Annotated in this window: 17 protein-coding genes and 1 rRNA gene; 17 read left to right on the top strand and 1 reads right to left on the bottom strand. The window is 63.5% G+C overall.

Going from position 1 to position 20,026, the window contains the following annotated elements:
• Positions 1-188 precede the first annotated feature (188 nt).
• The 5 genes from dacB to LRQ04_RS04535 all read left to right on the top strand — a co-directional run bounded on the left by dacB (position 189) and on the right by LRQ04_RS04535 (position 5,636).
• Positions 189-1,634 (top strand): D-alanyl-D-alanine carboxypeptidase/D-alanyl-D-alanine-endopeptidase, encoded by a 1,446-nt coding sequence (dacB, locus tag LRQ04_RS04555; protein ID WP_235518674.1) that lies wholly within the window; start codon positions 189-191, stop codon positions 1,632-1,634.
• Between the two features lie 60 nt (positions 1,635-1,694).
• The gene (locus LRQ04_RS04550; protein ID WP_235517972.1) at positions 1,695-2,816 is read left to right on the top strand and encodes a zinc-dependent metalloprotease; all 1,122 of its coding nucleotides are present in this window, start codon (positions 1,695-1,697) and stop codon (positions 2,814-2,816) included.
• A 122-nt stretch (positions 2,817-2,938) separates the two neighbouring features.
• Positions 2,939-4,030: a tRNA lysidine(34) synthetase TilS gene (gene tilS / locus LRQ04_RS04545; protein ID WP_308194884.1), complete on the top strand. Its 1,092-nt coding sequence runs from the start codon at positions 2,939-2,941 to the stop codon at positions 4,028-4,030.
• A 31-nt stretch (positions 4,031-4,061) separates the two neighbouring features.
• On the top strand, positions 4,062-4,613 hold the full coding sequence (gene hpt, locus LRQ04_RS04540) for a hypoxanthine phosphoribosyltransferase (protein WP_026540856.1): 552 nt from the start codon (positions 4,062-4,064) through the stop codon (positions 4,611-4,613).
• A 186-nt stretch (positions 4,614-4,799) separates the two neighbouring features.
• On the top strand, positions 4,800-5,636 hold the full coding sequence (locus LRQ04_RS04535) for a hypothetical protein (RefSeq protein ID WP_235517971.1): 837 nt from the start codon (positions 4,800-4,802) through the stop codon (positions 5,634-5,636).
• Positions 5,637-5,644: 8 nt separating this feature from the next.
• On the opposite strand, the gene LRQ04_RS04530 is transcribed toward LRQ04_RS04535, so the two are convergent.
• The gene (locus LRQ04_RS04530; protein ID WP_235517970.1) at positions 5,645-6,622 is read right to left on the bottom strand and encodes a type IV toxin-antitoxin system AbiEi family antitoxin domain-containing protein; all 978 of its coding nucleotides are present in this window, start codon (positions 6,620-6,622) and stop codon (positions 5,645-5,647) included.
• A gap of 392 nt (positions 6,623-7,014) precedes the next feature.
• Here LRQ04_RS04530 and ftsH point away from each other — a divergent pair, with 392 nt between their 5' ends.
• The 12 genes from ftsH to LRQ04_RS04470 all read left to right on the top strand — a co-directional run bounded on the left by ftsH (position 7,015) and on the right by LRQ04_RS04470 (position 19,857).
• A complete protein-coding gene (gene ftsH / locus LRQ04_RS04525) occupies positions 7,015-9,084 on the top strand; it encodes an ATP-dependent zinc metalloprotease FtsH (protein WP_235517968.1) in 2,070 nt (689 codons plus the stop codon).
• Between the two features lie 10 nt (positions 9,085-9,094).
• On the top strand, positions 9,095-9,730 hold the full coding sequence (gene folE / locus LRQ04_RS04520) for a GTP cyclohydrolase I FolE (protein ID WP_235517967.1): 636 nt from the start codon (positions 9,095-9,097) through the stop codon (positions 9,728-9,730).
• A 5-nt stretch (positions 9,731-9,735) separates the two neighbouring features.
• A complete protein-coding gene (gene folP / locus LRQ04_RS04515) occupies positions 9,736-10,641 on the top strand; it encodes a dihydropteroate synthase (RefSeq protein ID WP_235517966.1) in 906 nt (301 codons plus the stop codon).
• Between the two features lie 12 nt (positions 10,642-10,653).
• A complete protein-coding gene (gene folB / locus LRQ04_RS04510; protein ID WP_235517964.1) occupies positions 10,654-11,013 on the top strand; it encodes a dihydroneopterin aldolase in 360 nt (119 codons plus the stop codon).
• A complete protein-coding gene (folK, locus tag LRQ04_RS04505) occupies positions 11,010-11,549 on the top strand; it encodes a 2-amino-4-hydroxy-6-hydroxymethyldihydropteridine diphosphokinase (RefSeq protein ID WP_235517963.1) in 540 nt (179 codons plus the stop codon). Before folB ends, folK begins: the two co-directional genes overlap by 4 nt.
• A gap of 2 nt (positions 11,550-11,551) precedes the next feature.
• On the top strand, positions 11,552-12,070 hold the full coding sequence (locus LRQ04_RS04500) for a DUF3180 domain-containing protein (RefSeq protein ID WP_235517962.1): 519 nt from the start codon (positions 11,552-11,554) through the stop codon (positions 12,068-12,070).
• Positions 12,051-12,563 carry a PH domain-containing protein gene (locus tag LRQ04_RS04495; protein ID WP_235517961.1) on the top strand — a complete coding sequence of 171 codons (513 nt, stop codon included), beginning with the start codon at positions 12,051-12,053 and terminating at the stop codon, positions 12,561-12,563. The genes LRQ04_RS04500 and LRQ04_RS04495 overlap by 20 nt, the downstream gene beginning before the upstream one ends.
• A 14-nt stretch (positions 12,564-12,577) precedes the next feature.
• A complete protein-coding gene (locus LRQ04_RS04490; RefSeq protein ID WP_235517957.1) occupies positions 12,578-14,116 on the top strand; it encodes a PH domain-containing protein in 1,539 nt (512 codons plus the stop codon).
• Positions 14,109-15,017: a Rossmann-like and DUF2520 domain-containing protein gene (locus tag LRQ04_RS04485; RefSeq protein WP_235517956.1), complete on the top strand. Its 909-nt coding sequence runs from the start codon at positions 14,109-14,111 to the stop codon at positions 15,015-15,017. Before LRQ04_RS04490 ends, LRQ04_RS04485 begins: the two co-directional genes overlap by 8 nt.
• A 5-nt stretch (positions 15,018-15,022) precedes the next feature.
• Positions 15,023-15,925: a pantoate--beta-alanine ligase gene (gene panC / locus LRQ04_RS04480; protein WP_235517955.1), complete on the top strand. Its 903-nt coding sequence runs from the start codon at positions 15,023-15,025 to the stop codon at positions 15,923-15,925.
• 106 nt (positions 15,926-16,031) lie between these two features.
• On the top strand, positions 16,032-17,534 hold the full coding sequence (locus LRQ04_RS04475) for a DHA2 family efflux MFS transporter permease subunit (protein ID WP_235517954.1): 1,503 nt from the start codon (positions 16,032-16,034) through the stop codon (positions 17,532-17,534).
• 803 nt (positions 17,535-18,337) lie between these two features.
• Positions 18,338-19,857 (top strand): 16S ribosomal RNA (locus LRQ04_RS04470).
• Positions 19,858-20,026: the final 169 nt, after the last annotated feature.

Below are 20,026 nucleotides of genomic sequence, written 5' to 3'. Positions count from 1 at the left end.
TGGGGCGTCGCTCCGCCGAAGCGGCCGTCACGGGTGACGGTGCCTCAGGCAGGCTGCTCAGCCCGGGGCTGGCGGCAGGCAAAATTGCAGCCGGTGCCGCCGACTACTATTGAGGATATAGCGAGAGGACCGGGTTTCTTGAACCGGCGGGGACAATTCAGGACTGACAGGATTAAGCAACTTCCATGATGGGCGTTAAAAACGGGGATGCCCGAGCGGGGTTATCCGCGGCGTGGGGGCGCTTGAAATGGCCGGTGCTTTTGGCCTCAGTCCTGCTGTGCCTCGGTGCCGTTGTGGTGGCCGGGATGATGCCCGGGCTGCTTTCACTGCCCAAACCAGAAGCCTCAGTGCCCGCCTGGCAGCTGGAACCCTCCCATCTTTCCAACGCCAGCGGGGTCCTTCCCTTGGACGCAAACGCCCCGCTCCCGACGTCCGCCGAAGTCACGGCACTCCTCGATGGAACGTTGAAACCGGACGGCGCGGGCAGCATCAGCGGGGTGGTCATGGACGCGTCCACCGGCAAAGTCCTCTTTGACCGTGATGCGTCAGCCAACCGGATCCCGGCGTCGAACATGAAGCTGCTGACCGCCGTCTCAGCACTAAAAGCACTCGGCCCGGACACGCGCTTCACCACGCGGGTACTGGGATCCGCAAATCCCTCCACGGTTGTACTGACTGGGGGAGGGGACGTGCTGCTGGGTGCTTCCGCCTCCGATCCCAACGCCGTGTTGGGCCGGGCCGGCCTGGCATCCCTGGCCGCAGATACGGCCACCGCGTTGACGGCCGCCGGAGTCAAGGGGCCCGTCACCGTCCAGGTGGACGACACCCTGTTCAGCGGCGCACCCCTTAACCCGGCCTGGAGCCTGGACGACGTCGCCGCCGGCGAGACCGCACCCCTCTTTCCGCTTGCGTTGAATTCGGGCCGATACTCGCCAACCGTGATGACCGGGCCCCGTCCCCAGGATTCCGCTGTCACCACCGCCCAGGCCTTCGCCGAGCAGCTGGCGGCTGCCGGCGTCGCGGTGAGTCCCGGCGTCGAACGCGGCAAGGGCCTGCCTGCCAAGGTGCTGGCTGAAGCTGAGTCCGCCACCGTCAGCGAGCAGGTGGACCTCATGCTGGAGACCTCGGATAATTTCCTCGCCGAGGCCTTGGGGCGGATGACCGCAGCCGCGTCCGGCAAGGAAACCACGTACGACGGCGCCACCGCGGCCGTGCGGCAAAGGCTGGCGGAGCTGGGAATCGCCACGGATTCGATGCAGTTGGCTGACGTATCCGGCCTTGCCCTGGAAAACCAGGTCAGCGCCCTGCAGTTCGTCCAGGTCGTCCGTGCAATCACCAGCGGCCCGGACCTTTCCCTGAGGGCGGCGCTGGACGGTTTCCCGATCGCAGGGCTGACCGGCACCCTGGATAACAGGTATGTGGACGCCAGCACGGCAGTTGGTGCTGGCCTGGTGCGCGCCAAGACGGGGACGCTGAATACCGTGATCGCCCTGAGTGGGTACGTGGTGGATGCGGATGGGCGCCTGCTGGTGTTCTCGTTCATCGGCAACGGGCTCGAACCGGGTGCCCCCGGAAACAAGGTGGCCATGGACCGGGCAGCGTCAGGCCTGGCTTCGTGCGGCTGCCGCGGCTGAAGCTCCGCGTCCAGCGAACTTAAGGGCTCATTGTCAGCCGCGTGTGGTGTGATGGTCCGTATGGTGTCATCTGCCCGCGATTCGTCAGCAGGGGCCCAGTCCCTGATCAACTGGGACCTGGCTGCCTCTACGGCTGGCCGGCTTGCCCCTCCAGGTCCTGAGCTCAGCGCAGGGGAGATTGGCAAGGCGGTGGATAACCTGCGTTTCAACGCGGACATCTCCGTCCCCCACGTGCACGACATCACCGGCCTGGACGCTGCGAGGGACCTGAGGGACTCCCACGTCCTGGTGGTGGACCGTGCCTCCTGGTCCAAGGCCAACACGCAGAGCTTCGCCGTGATGCTCCAGCCCGCGCTGCAGAAGATGCTGGAGAGCCGCAGCAGCGTGGCCATGACCCCTGCAGCCGCAGCCGCCAGTGGTGCCATCACCGGCACGCAGCTTGGAGCGGTCCTCGCTTTCCTGTCCAGCAAGGTCCTGGGGCAGTACGACCCCTTCGCGGCCCTTGCCCCGGGTGCCAACGTTCCTCCGGGCGGCCGGCTCCTGTTGGTGGCACCCAACATCATCTCCGTGGAGCGCGAACTCAACGTCCACCCCGACGATTTCCGGCTCTGGGTCTGCCTCCACGAGCAAACCCACCGCGTGCAGTTTGCCGCGGCGCCGTGGCTCAGGCATCACATGCTGGACGAGATCGAAAAACTCAGCGGCAACCTGCTGGGGAACATGGACTCCCTGGTGGACCGGGCGGGTGCCATCGCCAAATCGCTGAAGGATCGCAATCCCTCAGACAAAGTGCCCGGCCGTGGGGCCATCCTGGACCTGCTCCAGAACCCCGAGGAAAAGGCCTCCCTGTCCCACATCACCGCTGTGATGAGCCTTCTCGAGGGCCATGCCAACGTGGTGATGGACGCCGTGGACGCCAGCATCGTTCCGTCCGTGCGGACCATCCGCCAACGCTTCAACGACCGCGGCAAGGAACGTGGCGTGGTGGAGAAGTTCATCCGCAACCTCCTCGGCCTGGACGCCAAGATGCGGCAATACACGGACGGCGCCAAGTTCGTCCGCGAAGTTGTTGCCGTTGCCGGGATGGAGGGCTTCAACAGGGTCTGGGACGCGGCCGAGCACCTCCCCACCGAAGAGGAAATCCATAACTCCAAACTGTGGCTGGAGCGGATGGGGCTTTGAGCTTCTCCGATGAATTGGCCGCCTCTGCTGACACGGCGGGCGACCCCCCGGTTGCCAGCCCTGGTAGGGGACGACGGCGGCCAGGGCGTCTGGCGCCCGTCGTCGGCAAGGCGCGGAAGCAGTTGCAAAACGCCCTCGTCGCTGCAGGCTACCCCGGGCGTGTGCTCGTCGCATGCAGCGGCGGACCGGATTCGCTCGCGCTCGCAGCGGTCGCTGCCTACTTTGCCCGGCGCGGACATGTGGATGGCCGTCCGGTATCCGTAGCAGCCGTGGTGGTCGACCACCAGTTACAGCCCGGCTCAGCTGACGTCGCTGCCCGGACCGCCTCGGTATTGCGTGAGCTGGGGCTCGCGCCGGTGGAAGTGCGCACGGTGGACGTCGCTGCCACCGGATTTGGGCCCGAGGCCGCTGCCCGGGACGCCCGCCACGCAGCCCTCGACGCCGCCGCCGACGACCTCGGTTGTGCTGCAATCCTCCTGGGCCACACCTTGGACGACCAGGCAGAACAGGTGCTCCTAGGGCTGGCCCGGGGTTCCGGAACCCGTTCCCTGGCAGGAATGCGGCCCTCCCGCGGCCGCCTGCTCCGGCCCTTCCTGGGCCTTCGTCGTGAAGAGACACTGGAGATCTGCGAGGTCGAAGAACTGGACCCCTGGCATGATCCGAGCAATGCGGATCCCGCTTATGCCCGTTCGCGCACGCGGGTGGAGGTCATGCCTGTCCTGGAAGAGAAACTTGGGCCGGGAGTGGCCGAGTCCCTTGCCCGGACGGCCGCTATCCTTCAGCAGGACGCAGATTTCCTGGAGAACCTGGCCAACGAGACCTATCTCTCACTTGTCCGGCGCGAGGATGGGGACGTGTGGCTACCCGAGGACGCCGTCCGGGAACTGCCGGCGGCCCTGAGGTTCCGCGTCATCGCCAAAGCTGCGTCCGACGTCGGGGGCCAGCAACCCGGCTACGGAAGGCTCCAAGCCGCGGAAGCGTTGCTTCGCCGGCAAGGATCCGCCGGTCCGGTGGAACTCCCCGGGCACGTCAGCGTATTCCGTTTATCCCTCAGCGATCTGGAACAGGAGCGGCGGGACCTTCCAGGTTCTGCGCCTGCCGCTCGGGGGGCCGCGACCACCTCCGCGGGCCCGGATTCGGCCGGAGCCGGTCCCCGCGATGCCGCCCGCTGTGGGAAGCTAGTATTCCGGCATCAGAAACCGTCCCAACAGTAGCCGCACCCGAGCATCAAAACAGGAGCCATTGGTGGATTCAAACGACGTCCAGGCAGATCTCAAGCACGTTCTTTACACCAAAGAGCAGATCCAGACACGCATCGCGGAACTCGCGGCGCAGATCGACAAGGACTACGAGGGCCGCGACATCCTCGTCGTCGGCGTCCTCAAGGGTGCAGTGATGGTCATGGCTGACCTGGCACGCGCGCTGCACAGCCACGTCAGCATGGACTGGATGGCCGTCTCTTCGTACGGTTCGGGAACGCAGTCCTCCGGCGTGGTCCGGATCCTCAAGGACCTGGACACCGACCTCATGGGCAAGGATGTCCTGATCGTCGAGGACATCATCGATTCCGGCCTGACCCTTTCCTGGCTCAAGTCCAACCTCGAATCCCGCGGCACGGCCAGCGTCGAGATCTGCACGGCATTCCGCAAGCCGACCGCCGCCAAGGTGGAAATCGACGTCAAGTACGTCGGCTACGACATCCCCAACGAATTCGTCGTGGGCTACGGCCTCGACTACGCCGAAAAGTACCGCAACCTGGACTTCGTCGGCACGCTGGCCCCGCACGTCTACGAGTAGACAACACCGCGCCGCACCACTTCTCACCGCCGCACCACTTGCCGCTTTCCGCACCCACAACCACTGGTGCGCTGGGCGGCAAAGGGTGCGGCGTGTGCGCTTAACGGGTGCGCTGGGCGGCAAAGGGCGCTTGATTGAGCTGTTTCCGCCCTCGGATTGCGGCGCTGCGCGGCGCTAAACTGGAATATGACCGGTGCCCCCGCCCGTCCATTCCTTTGGCTCGTCGTCGTGGCGACCATCCTTACGGGATGCACTCCTTCTTCCGGTACCGGGGAAATCGTCTCCGCTCAGCCGCAGGCATCCGTTACAGCCAACCAGCCGCAGGCCGCGCCCGCACCGTCATCGCCGCTCCCGACCGCAACCCCGGCCCCGCCCGCGCCGTCATCGCCGCTCCCGGCCCCGCCCGCCGTACCCCAGCCGTTTGCCCTTAACCTGTATCAGGAGGGCGATTTCGTGCCGCAGTACACCTTCGAATGGTGCGTTGCGGCAAGCATCCAGATGGCTCACAACCTGGTGGATGCCACGGGCGGTGGCGCATGGACTGCTTCTGCGCAGCAAGGAGAGCTGTGGGAAATGGCCAGGGCGAGATCATCGGATTCGTTCAACGGGGCCAACCCCTTTGGCTGGGCGCAGGTACTCACTGAGGTTGGAATGGGTCCTTACAAAGTGGTGAGCGTAGCCCTTTACGATGACGCACTCCGGACCGCGGCCAAGGCGATCACCGAAACCGGCCGACCCGTGGGCTTGGTGATGTGGAGTGGCCGGCATGCCTGGGTGATGAGCGGTTTCGAATCCATGGGGGATCCTCGGGTCTTCGCTGACTTCTCGGTCATGGGGGTTCGTGTTCTGGATCCGTTGTATCCGTACGGTTCCGGTCAGTGGGGGCCATCCCCGGAACCCAATAGCCTGGTCAGTCCTGCGCAATTGGCCACCCAGTTCGTGGTCCGTGAGCCACGGCGTTGGAGCAGTCAGTTGCCCACGGGCTACTTGCTGGTGCTGCCGGTTGGCGCCGTCAGCGGTTAGGGAGCCACTTACGCCGCCCGCCGGGATCTCAGCCCACCATCATTCAAGATCCGGGCGAAGGTTCGAGGATTCATCATTTCCGTCCAGTCCCAGCGAATGACGGTCAGGCCGAGGGCCCGCAGCGCGTTCTCACGGGCCTTTTCGGCCATCACTGCTTGCTGAATGGTTTGTTGGCCCCGCAACTTGCTGCGCAGGTATTTTCCCTGACCGTCGAACTCACCCACGAGGTCGAGTTCCGGCCACCAAAAGTCGGTTCGCGCGGTTCGTCCGTTCCTCAACGTGAACGAGCCCTGGAGTTTGGGTTCGGGGAAGTTGAGCAGAATCATCTGCGCCCGGCTGATGGATTCGCCCACGGATTCGGACTTGTCTGTTGATAGTTCGAGAACTCCGGCCACACGTCGTTGTCCCGTCCGGTGAGCAAGCCCGGAAGCAGCGGCCCGCAAGTCTTCTGCGCTTGACGCTGGACCCCATGCTTTGTCCTTATCCCAGTCGCCGGCGTCCACGGAGTCCCCCGTCGTGTGTATCCGTCGGCTGGTGTCCACCACCGCCAAGGCTTCAGCGAAGTTCAATCTCGACGCCAGTTCAACGGTTGTCCGGACCTTATCCGTGACGCGAAAGCCACCCAACTGCGTCACCCCATCATCCAAGGATCCGAGGGTTCTTTGGATGCCGTGCTTCGATCGTCCTCCCCTCGGGTCCGGCGTGACGGTGCACAGTCGGCTTGGTGTCCCCACCAAGCCCAGCCCCCAGAGGAGTGCGGCCGTTTGCAGGTTGAAGGTGGGCGGCATCAATGTTGTGTTGACCAGTGCTGCCGCTTGAAGTCCGTGGCGCTGGCGGTTGTTCAGGCCGGCCCAGTAAGCAGCGGGAACGTAAGCGCCCCTGCGAACGCGGACCACCTCGCCGCGTTTGCAGCGCTTAGCGAGGAGCCGGGGGTCCTGTCCGATCCGCGCCACATCTGAAGAGAAAATCAACTCGTAGGCTGCCATGAGCCCAACGCTTTCATTGCAGCCACGGACCCACGAGCGGCGACAACGCGTATGTGGATAACGACGGGTGCTTGGCGACGCACCCCTTCGCGCCTTGCGCACCCGAGTGTGGCTCACGACGCGTCCCGTTCCGCCCAGCGCCCCAGGTGTTACGGGGGCGGGAGGCGCAAAAGGGTGCGCCCCGCAGGCCGCTCCCGTGCTGCGGTAGCCAAAAAGCCTGTCGCGCCGCCTTGGACACGAGTATCCTGTGTACGCCCAGAGGGAACTTTTGGACTTTCCAGTGCGTGAATTACTGGGAACGGTGTATAGCTTGAAACTGAAGCAGCACCACTCGCGCGCAGAAGTTGCGCCTTGCAGCACTACCAGGAGGGACGGGGCAAAACCCCGATCAGATGAAAGCTAAGAGTTTCTTCAAGGGCCCGGGCATCTGGATTGTTGTCGTTGTTGGCTTGCTCCTGGTGGCATTCGCGACACTGGCTCCGGGCGGTTCAACGCGCATTGACACCAAGGAAGGCCTCGAGCTCCTTTCCCAGAGCGGGAAGGTTGAGCAGGCCAAGATTTTCGACGCCGAGAATCGCGTTGACCTGGTACTCAAGGACAACCTGAACTTGGATGGCCAGGACAAGGGCAAGAATGTCCAGTTCTTCTATGTCACGGATCGCGGTCCTGATGTGGTGAAGGCTGTTACCAACGCCAACCCGGACAAGGGCTTCACGGACCAGCCGGTCGAGAACAACTGGTTCTCCGGGCTGTTCTCGCTTCTCATCCCGGTGCTGCTGCTGGGCGTCCTGTTCTGGTTCCTGCTTTCGCGCATGCAGGGTGGCGGTTCCAAGGTCATGCAGTTCGGTAAGTCCAAGGCCAAACTGGTCAACAAGGACATGCCGCAGGTGACTTTCGCCGACGTTGCTGGTGCCGACGAGGCCGTCGAGGAACTCCAGGAAATCAAGGAATTCCTCCAGGAACCCGCTAAGTTCCAGGCAGTCGGCGCCAAGATCCCCAAGGGTGTGCTGCTCTACGGCCCTCCAGGTACAGGTAAGACCCTGCTGGCCCGTGCTGTTGCCGGCGAAGCCGGTGTTCCTTTCTTCTCCATTTCCGGCTCGGACTTCGTGGAAATGTTCGTCGGTGTTGGTGCTTCCCGTGTCCGCGACCTTTTTGAGCAGGCCAAGGCAAGCTCTCCGGCCATCATCTTCGTCGATGAAATCGATGCCGTGGGCCGTCACCGTGGCGCCGGTATCGGCGGCGGTAATGACGAGCGCGAGCAGACGCTTAACCAGCTCCTCGTGGAGATGGACGGCTTCGACGTCAAGACCAACGTCATCCTGATCGCCGCCACCAACCGTCCGGACGTCCTGGACCCGGCCTTGTTGCGCCCGGGCCGTTTCGACCGCCAGATCACCGTGGAAGCCCCGGACATGATCGGCCGCGAACAGATCCTCAACGTGCACGCCAAGGGCAAGCCGATGGCGCAGGGCATCGATCTCCGGGCTGTTGCCAAGAAGACCCCCGGCTACACCGGTGCAGACCTGGCAAACGTGCTCAACGAGGCTGCACTGCTGACCGCGCGTTCAAACGCCAACCTGATTGACGACCGCGCCTTGGACGAGGCAATCGACCGCGTCATGGCCGGCCCGCAGAAGCGAAGCCGCGTCATGAAGGAACTTGAGCGCAAGATCACCGCGTACCACGAGGGCGGCCACGCGCTGGTTGCTGCGGCACTGCGCAACTCGGCCCCGGTCACCAAGATCACCATCCTTCCCCGTGGCCGCGCCCTGGGTTACACCATGGTGATCCCCGAGGACGACAAGTACTCGGTGACCCGCAACGAACTGTTGGACCAGATGGCGTACGCCATGGGCGGTCGTGTGGCGGAGGAAATCGTGTTCCACGATCCCTCCACTGGTGCTTCCAACGACATCGAGAAGGCCACCTCCACGGCCCGCAAGATGGTCACGCAATACGGCATGAGCGAACGCGTGGGTGCCGTGAAGCTGGGCCAAGGAGGCGGCGAGCCGTTCCTCGGCCGCGATGCCGCCCAGGAGCGCAACTTCTCGGACCAGATTGCGTATGTTGTGGATGAGGAAGTCCGCCGCCTGATCGACCAGGCACACGACGAGGCCTACGCCATCCTCACCGAAAACCGCGACGTCCTGGATCGGCTGGCGCTGGAACTGCTGGAACGGGAAACCCTGAACCAGGCTGAGATCGCGGAGATCTTCCACGACATCCGGAAACGCGATTTCCGCGAGATCTGGCTTTCCAAGGAATCCCGCCCGGTCCAGTCGATCCCGCCGGTCGAAAGCCGTGCCGAGAAGGCTGAGCGCGAGGCCCAGGAGGAAGCCAAGAAGGCCCGTCTGGACGAGCCCCTGGACGTCGTGGCCCCGCATGCCCAGGGCGTCAGCAGCCAGGAGTCCTTCGAGGCCCCGAATCCCAACGGCGGCCCCGACCACCCGCATCACGGCTAAGCTTTCTGCTGTGACTCATTTCGACGACGACGACGACCTCGCCGCCGCCCACGGTTCTGCCACGGGCTCCAAGCACGGCCAAAAAGTGGATCGCCCGCGCATTGAAGCGGCGGTCCGGGAGATTCTCCTTGCCATTGGGGAAGATCCCGAGCGTGGCGGCCTGCAGGACACGCCGAAGCGGGTGGCCAAGGCCTACGCCGAGGTTTTCGCGGGCCTCCACCAGCACCCGGAGGAGGTCCTGTCCACCACCTTCGACCTCGACCATGAAGAGCTTGTCCTGGTGAAGGACATTCCCTTCTACTCGACGTGTGAACACCATCTGGTGCCTTTCCACGGCGTCGCGCATGTCGGTTATATTCCGTCACATGACGGCAAGGTCACTGGGCTTAGCAAGTTGGCGCGGTTGGTGGATATCTATGCCCGGCGTCCCCAGGTGCAGGAGCGGCTCACCACTCAGATCGTTGAGGCCCTTGTCACGCACCTGAACCCGCGCGGGGCGATTGTCGTCGTCGAATGCGAGCACATGTGCATGTCCATGCGCGGCATCCGCAAGCCCGGCGCGAAGACCGTCACCAGCGCGGTGCGCGGTCAGCTCCATGACCCGGCCACCCGCGCCGAGGCCATGAGCCTCATACTCGGAAGGTAAGCATTATGGACTCCCTCGCTGCAGCACCCGGAACCGGCCCGGCCACAAGCCCGTTGCCGGTTCTCCGTAAGCCGCGGCCCGCGGCCAGGTTCGAGGACCTGCCAAAGGACCGCACGCTTGTCATGGGAATCCTCAACGTCACCCCGGATTCCTTCAGCGACGGCGGCGCCCACCGGACGCCGGATACGGCCATCGCCCTCGGCCTGCGTATGTTCTACGCGGGCGCCGACATCATCGACGTCGGTGGAGAATCCACGCGCTCCGGCGCGGAGCCGGTTTCCCCCGAAGAAGAACAGCGCCGGGTTATCCCGGTGATCCAGGCGCTCGTCAAAGCGGGCGCGTTGGTCAGCATCGACACGATGCACACTTCCACCGCCGCGGCTGCCGTGGAGGCCGGCGCGGCGATCATCAACGATGTGTCCGGCCTGACCATCGAACCCGACATGCCCGAACTCGTGGCCCGCACCAAGGTTCCCTATATCCTCACGCACCGCCGCGGGGATGCGCTGACCATGGACAGTCTCACGGACTATGACAACGTCGTTGACGATGTCGTGGCGGAGCTCAGCGGTGTCCGCGACAAGCTGTACGCGGCGGGCGTCGCCCCGGAGCAGATCATCATTGATCCGGGTGTCGGCTTCTCCAAGAACGAGGACCAGAACTGGGAGATCCTCAAGAACCTTGACCAGCTTTTCAGCCTGGGCCACAAGGTTATGGTGGCTGCTTCCCGCAAACGGTTCCTCGGTTCGCTCCTGACTGTTTCGGGCAAGTCGGCTGCACCTCTTGAACGCGACGCCGCGACGGCGGCCATCACCGCTTTGAGCGCCGCCAAGGGCGCCTGGGCTGTCCGCGTCCACGACGTCGGTCCCAGCCTTGACGCCGTCAAGGTCGCCGCCCGTATCGCCCGCTGATTGGACAATGCTGTGGACAGGATCACGCTGACCGGCGTCACCGCCGTCGGTTATCACGGGGTGTTCGATTTCGAACGCCGTGACGGCCAGCCGTTCGTGGTGGACGCAGTGCTGCACACGGACTTCACCAAGGCTGCCCAGACCGATGACCTGCAGTACACAGCACATTATGGCGAAGTGGCCGAGCTGATCACCAAGCACATCGAGGGTGAGCCGCTGAACCTGATCGAGGCCCTGGCTGTCAGGATCGCCGAGGGCATCCTCGCGAACTACAGTGTGGCCGCCGTTGATGTCACAGTCCACAAGCCCAAGGCGCCCATCGAGGTGCCTTTTGGAGATGTCACTGTCAGCGTCCACAGGGAGCGGTCATGACACCTGTCTACACCAAGGCCATCCTGGCTCTGGGCAGTAACCTTGGCGAGCGGAACGATACCCTCTCCACCGCAGTGGCCGATCTTGTGGATCCTCCCGAGGTCAGGTTGTTGGGTGTGTCTCCGGTCGTCCAGACCAAGGCTGTTGGTGGGCCGGAGGGCCAACCCGATTTCCTGAACATGGTCATGGCGGTCGAAACGACCCTTACGCCGTTGGAACTCCTTAAGCATTGCCACGATGTGGAACAGAAGCATCACCGTGTCCGCGAGGTCCGCTGGGGTCCCAGGACCCTGGACGTGGACATTATTGTCTTCGGTGACCTTGTCAGCGAAGATCCCATCCTGACCATCCCGCATCCGCGGGCAGCCGAGCGGGCGTTCGTGCTGTACCCGTGGTCGCTGTTGGAACCGCACGCACAACTGGAGGGGCGCAGCGTAGCTGAACTGGCCGCCGTCGCCTCCGATATGCCGGATATCCGTCGTTTTGACGGCTTTGGTGACGTTGCCGGCGTGCCCGCCACGGGTGCGTTGGAGTAGCCATGAAAGCAATGCGTCCCGTGGTCCTGTTGCTGATCGCCGTGGTGGCTGCCGTCATTGCCTGGTTGGCTACGGTTGCCACGAACCGTTTCAGCATGGCTACGCCGGTCCTTCCTGAATCTGCCCTGATCACCATGGGCGTTATCGCCGGGCTCACCCTGATCATGGGTATCCGGGTGCTGCGCTGGCGGAACGGCAAGAAGAAGAACATGCTGAACCCGATCCTGGCTGCGAGGACGTTGATCCTGGCCCAGGCTTGCGCGTATGCCGGGACTCTTCTCCTGGGATGGCACGCCGGCATCGCAATCGACCTCCTCAGGGTCAGCCTCCGAAGTGGCGAGGGCATCCTCTGGAACGCGTTGCTGATGGGTGGCGGCGGAGTGGCGATGGTGGTGGTGGGGATCGTGGTTGAGCGGTTCTGCCGGATACCCCCTGAAGATTTCGAGGGCGGTACGCCCGGCCCTGACACGCGCAGGGGCGAGACCAAAGGCGAGGGCGAATATGCCTACCGCGGCGATTGATCCGCCGGGCGTCCAGTGGCTCAGGGTCTCCCCGAAGTACGTCACGGTTCGCTTGGTGGAGTGGGCCATTGGCAACCTGGTGTTGTTGGTGATCCTCAGTTTGCCTCTCCTTTTCGTGCTTCTTGGGTGGTGGCGCTGGCCGCCGCTGTGGCTTGCCATTACGGTTCCGGCGGTGATGCTGGGCCTGGCATTGTGGCGCCTGGTCCTGATCCCGCGCCAGGTCCGTGCCATCGGTTACGCGGAACGCGATGACGACCTCCTCATTCGGCGCGGCATATTCTTCCAGCGCACCATGGTGGTCCCGTATGGCCGCATGCAATACGTTGATGTCGCCGTTGGCCCTGTCGAGCGCAGCCTGGGGTTGTGCACCTTGAAGCTCCACACCGCCTCTGCCGGTACCCATGCCCACCTGCCCGGACTTCCCGCAGAGGAAGGTGCGCGCCTCCGCGAGCAGTTGTCGGCCCGCGGAGAAGCCCGGCTGGCCGGGCTGTGAGCCCGGGGGGAAGCGTGGCTGTAGGGCTTCGGGATGAAACCGTCGACGGCGATTGGCGGCGGGTCCACCCGGCGTCGCCGTTCGTCCGCGGCTGGGTAGCGCTGGCCGCCGTCGGATACTTCTTTGGCCGCGACGCTTTCGAGCGCGTCCTGCAGGGCCGGGAATTCGTGGATCCCACCCTCAACAGCCGGGCCCCGTGGCTGCTTGCCGGCGGAGCTGTGCTCCTGCTGCTGACCGTTGGCGGTTTTATCCTCAGCTGGTACTTCACGCGCTTCCAAGTGGCTGAGGGCTATGTCAGGGTGAACACCGGTTTCCTTTTCAAACAGCAACGACAGGCGCGCCTGGACCGTGTCCAGGCCATCGACATCGTCCAGCCGCTGCTGGCGAGGATCTTCGGCCTCGCCGAACTTAAGTTCGAGGTCGCCGACGCCGGGGAGTCGGCTGTGCGGCTGGCGTACCTTCCGGTTGACCAGGCCAAGCAGCTGCGCGCAACCATCCTCGCGCGGGCTGCGGGCGTGGTCAGTGGCCCGGAGGCCGCCGGGGAGGAAATGCCGGAAGCACCCGAGCATGTGGTGCTGTCGGTACCCCCAGGGCGGCTCATCGGTTCGCTGCTTTTGAGTGAGCAGACCGTGGGTATCCTGCTTGGTGCGGCAGCGGTGGTGGGCGTTTCCGTCCTCATGGACAACCAGGCGATTTTTCTGGCACTGATCCCTGCCGTCCTGGGTATCGGGGCCGCGTATTGGAGTTCGTTCAACAAGGGCTACAACTTCACTGCTGCGATCTCGCCGGACGGTATTCGGCTTCGGTATGGACTGCTGGACACCCAGGCACAGACGCTGCCGCCCGGGCGCATCCAGGCCCTGATGGTTGCACAGCCGCCAATCTGGAGGATTTTCGGCTGGTACCGGATGCACGTCAACGTGGCCGGCTACGGAGCCGCGGGCACAGAAGGTGCTGGGCGGACCATGTTGTTGCCTGTTGGGCTGAAGGCTGACGTCATGCGGATGATGTCGTTGGTGCTGCCTGATCCCGGCGTGGACGATCCCGGGAAGGTGTTCACTGCTGGTTTGACGGGGCTTGCCCGGGGCGCACGGTCGGCTGTCCCAAGCGAAGACGGCTTCGTGGTAACCCCGCGGCGGGCACGTTTGCTGGCCCCACTGGGTTGGCGGCGCAACGGTTTCTTCGCCACCAGGACTGCCCTGTTGATCCGCTCCGGCCGGTGGTGGCGCACACTGGTGGTTGTTCCTCATCAGCGGACACAGTCGATGGCGCTGCATCAAGGCCCCTTGGCCCGACGCTTCCGGGTGGCCGACCTGGTGCTCCACACCACGGCCGGACCCGTATCGCCCAGGGTTTTCCAAGCCGGAGTAGAGCAGGCCGTCGCCTTGTTTGACCACCAGGCGGCGCGGGCCCGGGAAGCACGGAAACGGCAAACCAGCGAACAATGGCTGGCGCAGGTAGCCCCGCAGGCCCCCGAAGTCGCAGCTGCTGTGAAGTCGCAACCACAAAGTTCCCCGTCACTACAACAACAGGAGGACCGCCAGGATGGCTAGGCCAGGACGACTCGGAGTCGGGATCATTGGCGCCGGGAAAGTGGGCGCCGTGCTGGGTGCGGCCTTGCGCGCGGCCGAGCACGCCGTCGTCGGGGTTTCCGCGGTGTCCGAGGCGAGCCGCGAACGGGCCGACAACCTGCTTCCGGGTGTCCCGATCCTGGAAATCCAGGACATCGTGGAGCGCTCGGAGCTGGTGCTGCTTGCCGTCCCGGACGATGCCCTCGGTGAGCTGGTTGGGGGACTGGCCAAGCTTGGCGCCTGGCAGCCCGGCCAACTGGTGGCTCACACCTCGGGCCGGTTCGGCGTCGGAATCCTGAACCCGGTCCGCGCGGCCGGCGCGATTCCGCTGGCCCTCCACCCCGCCATGACCTTCACGGGCATGAGCCTGGACCTGACCCGCCTCATGGATTGCACGTTCGGCGTGACCGCCGACGCCCCGATGCTGCCCATCGCCCAGGCGCTGGTTGTGGAGATGGGTGCCGAGCCGGTGGTCATCGCCGAAGGTGACCGGACGCTCTATCACGCTTCCCTGGCGCACAGCTCCAACCACATGGTGACGTTGGTGGCGCAGGCGTCGCAAATGCTGCGGGAGATCGGCGTCGAGGCCCCGGAGTCCATGCTGGGCCCGCTGCTGCGGGCGACGCTGGAGAACGCCCTTGCCTCCGGCGAATCCGCGTTGACGGGTCCGGTGGCCCGTGGGGATGTAGGCACGGTTTCCGCGCACGCCCAAGCACTTAAGGAATACGACGGCGGCGCAGGCGGCGATGTCCTGGCCGCCTACCAGGCCATGGCGCAGGCCACCGCGCGCCGGGCAGTGAACCGCGGATTGCTGCGGCCGGAACAACTCAACGAGATCAGCAAGGCTTTGGGCGAGGAGCCCGGGGCGTTGGAAGGAAACTGAACAGCATGGCCATCAAACTCGTCACCACCGCGGCCCAGCTTCGTGCCGAAAGCGCCAGGCTCCTGGCAGCCAAAGGTGGGAATTCGCAGGGACTGGTGCCCACCATGGGGGCCCTCCACTCCGGTCACGCCGCTCTCGCCCGGACCGCCGTCGCCGAGAACGACGTCGTGGTTGCCACGATCTTCGTGAACCCGCTGCAGTTCGGTGACGCCGTCGACCTCGACCGCTACCCGCGCACGCTCGAGGCCGACATGGCACTGCTGGATGCGGAAGGCGTTGACTTGGTTTTCGCGCCGTCCGTGGACGAGGTGTACCCGGGCGGCCAGCCGCTGGTTCGCGTTACTTCCGGCCCGCTCGGCGACAAGTGGGAAGGCGCCTCACGCCCCGGCCACTTCGACGGCGCCCTCACCGTGGTGGCCAAACTGCTGCACTACGGCCTCCCCGGAGGTGCTTCAGCGGACGGCACGACGGCGGCGTACCGGGCTTACTTTGGCCAGAAAGATGCGCAGCAGTTGGCCTTGGTGAAGCGCATGGTTTCGGACCTGAACTTCCCTGTGGAGATCGTCCCGGTGCCCATCGTCCGCAGTGAGGACGGCCTGGCATTGTCGAGCCGGAACCGTTTCCTGTCGGATGAAGAGCGCGACGCTGCACTGGTGCTTTCGCGGGCACTGCGCCTCATTGAGTCCCGGGCGAACGCCCACGAACCGCTGGACCTGGACTCCGCCGTCGAACTCGTTGCATCCCAGCCACTCGTGGAACTGGACTATTTCGACGTCGTTGACCCTTCCACGCTGGAACCGCTGGCGGAAAACTGCAAAGAGACCCCGTTCCGGGGCGAGGGGTTGGCGATCATCGCAGCCAAAGTAGGTCCGGTGCGGCTTATCGATAACGCACCATTGTTTTCCTAGCGTTTGGAAATTTCCTACTGACGGGAATTCGGTGGGCGCTTAGACTGTTCTTGTCTTCGCCGGCATAGATCGCCGGCCACCAAAAACCAAACCTTGGGGAATCCTCATGTCTACCGACGTCTCGTCCGACGCCAACGGCAAGCCCGAATCCGGCGCGCCCACCGGCGGTGCCACCACGGAGGCTTCGCGCCCCCAGGCCCCTGGAGCCCAGGCCCCAGCATCCGGAAAGATGTCCCGTGAGTCGGTGACCGTCATTGTGACCTTGTTGGTGGCCACGTTCGTCGTGATCCTCAACGAGACCATTATGAACGTCGCCCTCCAGCGGCTTATGACGGATCTCCAGGTGAGCGCCTCCACCGTGCAGTGGCTGGCCACTGGCTTCATGCTGACCATGGCCGTTGTCATTCCGACCACCGGTTTCATCCTGCAGCGTATGAGCACCCGCGGAGCGTTCATGCTCGCCATGGGCCTGTTCAGCGGAGGCACCTTGCTGGCAGCATTGGCGCCGGGATTCCTTGTGCTCCTGCTGGCGCGGATCGTCCAGGCAGGTGGGACGGCCATCATGCTGCCGCTGCTGATGACCACCATCCTGACGTTGGTCCCCATGGCCAAACGAGGCGCCGTCATGGGCAACGTCAGCATTGCCATTTCGGTGGCTCCGGCCATGGGGCCCACTGTCTCCGGCATCATCCTGGATAACTTCTCGTGGCGCTTCATGTTCGTGTTCGTGCTGCCGGTCGCTTTGGCTGCCTTCGCGATCGGTGCCAAGTACCTCACCAACGTGGGCGAGCGTGGTAAGACCACCTTGGACGTCTTCTCCGTGATACTCACCGTGCCTGCCTTCGGTGGGCTCGTGTACGGCCTGAGCCAGATCGGTGGTGCAGACGCCGGAGTTGTACCTGTCATCGCCTTGGTAGTTGGCCTCCTCTGCTTGGCGCTGTTCGTCTTCCGGCAGCTCAAGCTCCAGAAGTCGGACTCGCCGCTGCTGGACCTCCGCGCCTTCAAATTCCGCATGTTCACCGTGTCGACGCTGTTGATGGTCGTCGCCATGATGGCGCTTTTCGGTGGCGTGATCCTGTTGCCGCTGTACTTGCAGAACACCCTGCACCTGCAGCCGCTGGAGACCGGCCTGGCACTGCTGCCGGGTGGTTTGGCCATGGGCTTGCTGGGGCCGGTCATCGGACGGATTTTCGACAAGGTAGGTCCCCTGCCGCTCACCGTCTCCGGTTCGGTGCTCATGGTCCTGACCCTGTGGCAGTTCTCCCGCTTGGACGAAGGCAGCCCGCTTGGCTGGGTTATTGCCCTGCACGTCACCCTGAGCCTTGGCCTTGCCATGCTGTTCACGCCGGCGTTCACCACAGGCCTGAACCCGTTGCCGCCGCACCTCTACTCGCACGGTTCGGCGATCATCAGCACCGCGCAACAGGTTTCCGGCGCGGCAGGAACAGCGTTGCTGGTCTCCATCTACTCCGTGGTGGCCGCATCGTCCGGCCTGGTGGCCGGCATGCACGCAGCTTTCCTGGCTGCGACCGTCATAGCCCTGGCCGGAGTAGTCCTGGGTGCCATGATGCGCAAGACCGAAGGCGCCGGCGGCCACGGGGGCCACTGACGCTCTCTCACGCCCCGCCTGTTTGGGGTCGACGCTCTCTCACGTTCCGCCCCATTCCAGCAAACGCTCTCTCACTTCGGTGGGGGAGCGTTTCTGGTTTCCGGGCGGTGCTCGGCGGGGGCCAGTTCTTCGGTGAGCACGGACCGGACGCTCTCTCACGTTCCGCCTGCTTGGGGCGGACGCTCTCTCACGTTCCGGTGGTTTGGTGGGGTGTTCGACGGCGGTGGTTGGGGTTGGTGTTTTCGCATGTTGTTGCGGTGGTTGGGTGGTGTGACGGGCTTCACGGGGAGGTCTTGCGGGGATTTCGGCGGGTTTGGGGGTGTTGATGGGGTTGTTTTCCGGTTGTTTGCGGGGTTTTTGGGTGGTGTTGGGGTGGATTTGGTTAGGGGGCGGGGCGCGTGTAAAGTTATCTGAGTCGCCGCCGCTGATGCGGAAATGATGGTGACAAACTCCCTTCAAATTACCGATTTCGGTAGTGCTTTCATGCGCTTCTGTTGCGGTGTGGGAGGCCTGGTTCCGGTTTGCTTTGTGCGGCCGCTTCGGGTAAGTTTGAAAAGTTGCTCCGGAGCGAGCCAGTCAAGGCTGGTGGTACTGCTTTGGAATAGTGACCTGTTGTTTGAGAACTCAATAGTGTGCCAAGTTTGTTGATACCGATTGTTTTTTGATTGGTTGAAATTTATGCCAGTTCTGTCATGCACCCCCGTGTGTGGTGGGCTGGTTTTCAGCTGGTTTCGAATTTTGTGCAGCCGCGTTCTACCGTTATTTCCGGTGGGTGTGGTTGTGTCTGTTTGATTTTTTTGTTTTCAACGGAGAGTTTGATCCTGGCTCAGGATGAACGCTGGCGGCGTGCTTAACACATGCAAGTCGAACGATGATCCCAGCTTGCTGGGGGATTAGTGGCGAACGGGTGAGTAACACGTGAGTAACCTGCCCTTGACTCTGGGATAAGCCTGGGAAACTGGGTCTAATACCGGATATGACCATTCCACGCATGTGGTGGTGGTGGAAAGCTTTTGTGGTTTTGGATGGACTCGCGGCCTATCAGCTTGTTGGTGGGGTAATGGCCTACCAAGGCGACGACGGGTAGCCGGCCTGAGAGGGTGACCGGCCACACTGGGACTGAGACACGGCCCAGACTCCTACGGGAGGCAGCAGTGGGGAATATTGCACAATGGGCGCAAGCCTGATGCAGCGACGCCGCGTGAGGGATGACGGCCTTCGGGTTGTAAACCTCTTTCAGTAGGGAAGAAGCGAAAGTGACGGTACCTGCAGAAGAAGCGCCGGCTAACTACGTGCCAGCAGCCGCGGTAATACGTAGGGCGCAAGCGTTATCCGGAATTATTGGGCGTAAAGAGCTCGTAGGCGGTTTGTCGCGTCTGCTGTGAAAGACCGGGGCTCAACTCCGGTTCTGCAGTGGGTACGGGCAGACTAGAGTGCAGTAGGGGAGACTGGAATTCCTGGTGTAGCGGTGAAATGCGCAGATATCAGGAGGAACACCGATGGCGAAGGCAGGTCTCTGGGCTGTAACTGACGCTGAGGAGCGAAAGCATGGGGAGCGAACAGGATTAGATACCCTGGTAGTCCATGCCGTAAACGTTGGGCACTAGGTGTGGGGGACATTCCACGTTTTCCGCGCCGTAGCTAACGCATTAAGTGCCCCGCCTGGGGAGTACGGCCGCAAGGCTAAAACTCAAAGGAATTGACGGGGGCCCGCACAAGCGGCGGAGCATGCGGATTAATTCGATGCAACGCGAAGAACCTTACCAAGGCTTGACATGAACCGGTAATACCTGGAAACAGGTGCCCCGCTTGCGGTCGGTTTACAGGTGGTGCATGGTTGTCGTCAGCTCGTGTCGTGAGATGTTGGGTTAAGTCCCGCAACGAGCGCAACCCTCGTTCTATGTTGCCAGCGGTTCGGCCGGGGACTCATAGGAGACTGCCGGGGTCAACTCGGAGGAAGGTGGGGACGACGTCAAATCATCATGCCCCTTATGTCTTGGGCTTCACGCATGCTACAATGGCCGGTACAAAGGGTTGCGATACTGTGAGGTGGAGCTAATCCCAAAAAGCCGGTCTCAGTTCGGATTGGGGTCTGCAACTCGACCCCATGAAGTCGGAGTCGCTAGTAATCGCAGATCAGCAACGCTGCGGTGAATACGTTCCCGGGCCTTGTACACACCGCCCGTCAAGTCACGAAAGTTGGTAACACCCGAAGCCGGTGGCCTAACCCTTGTGGGGGGAGCCGTCGAAGGTGGGACCGGCGATTGGGACTAAGTCGTAACAAGGTAGCCGTACCGGAAGGTGCGGCTGGATCACCTCCTTTCTAAGGAGCTGCTAACAACTGTCCGTGTTCTGTGTATGCGGTTCGTGGTGGTTGTCAGTGTTGCCCATTGCGCAGGCGTCTGTTCTGCGGTGGGTGCTCATGGGTGGAATATCAACGAATCATTTTTTGGCATGGCCTGTTCGGTTGTGTCCTGGTGTTAGTACGGCGG

Source organism: Paenarthrobacter sp. AR 02 (assembly GCF_021538675.1).
GTDB lineage: Bacteria > Actinomycetota > Actinomycetes > Actinomycetales > Micrococcaceae > Arthrobacter.
This window is presented reverse-complemented; position numbering and strand designations above follow the sequence as displayed.

Coding starts and splice junctions, on each gene's coding strand:
- LRQ04_RS04475 (WP_235517954.1), top strand. CDS start 16,032: ATGTCTACCGACGTCTCGTCCGACGCCAACGGCAAGCCCGAATCCGGC.
- ftsH (WP_235517968.1), top strand. CDS start 7,015: ATGAAAGCTAAGAGTTTCTTCAAGGGCCCGGGCATCTGGATTGTTGTC.
- LRQ04_RS04495 (WP_235517961.1), top strand. CDS start 12,051: ATGCCTACCGCGGCGATTGATCCGCCGGGCGTCCAGTGGCTCAGGGTC.
- LRQ04_RS04530 (WP_235517970.1), bottom strand. CDS start 6,622: ATGGCAGCCTACGAGTTGATTTTCTCTTCAGATGTGGCGCGGATCGGA.
- LRQ04_RS04500 (WP_235517962.1), top strand. CDS start 11,552: ATGAAAGCAATGCGTCCCGTGGTCCTGTTGCTGATCGCCGTGGTGGCT.
- LRQ04_RS04550 (WP_235517972.1), top strand. CDS start 1,695: ATGGTGTCATCTGCCCGCGATTCGTCAGCAGGGGCCCAGTCCCTGATC.
- LRQ04_RS04535 (WP_235517971.1), top strand. CDS start 4,800: ATGACCGGTGCCCCCGCCCGTCCATTCCTTTGGCTCGTCGTCGTGGCG.
- dacB (WP_235518674.1), top strand. CDS start 189: ATGGGCGTTAAAAACGGGGATGCCCGAGCGGGGTTATCCGCGGCGTGG.
- folK (WP_235517963.1), top strand. CDS start 11,010: ATGACACCTGTCTACACCAAGGCCATCCTGGCTCTGGGCAGTAACCTT.
- panC (WP_235517955.1), top strand. CDS start 15,023: ATGGCCATCAAACTCGTCACCACCGCGGCCCAGCTTCGTGCCGAAAGC.
- folP (WP_235517966.1), top strand. CDS start 9,736: ATGGACTCCCTCGCTGCAGCACCCGGAACCGGCCCGGCCACAAGCCCG.
- LRQ04_RS04485 (WP_235517956.1), top strand. CDS start 14,109: ATGGCTAGGCCAGGACGACTCGGAGTCGGGATCATTGGCGCCGGGAAA.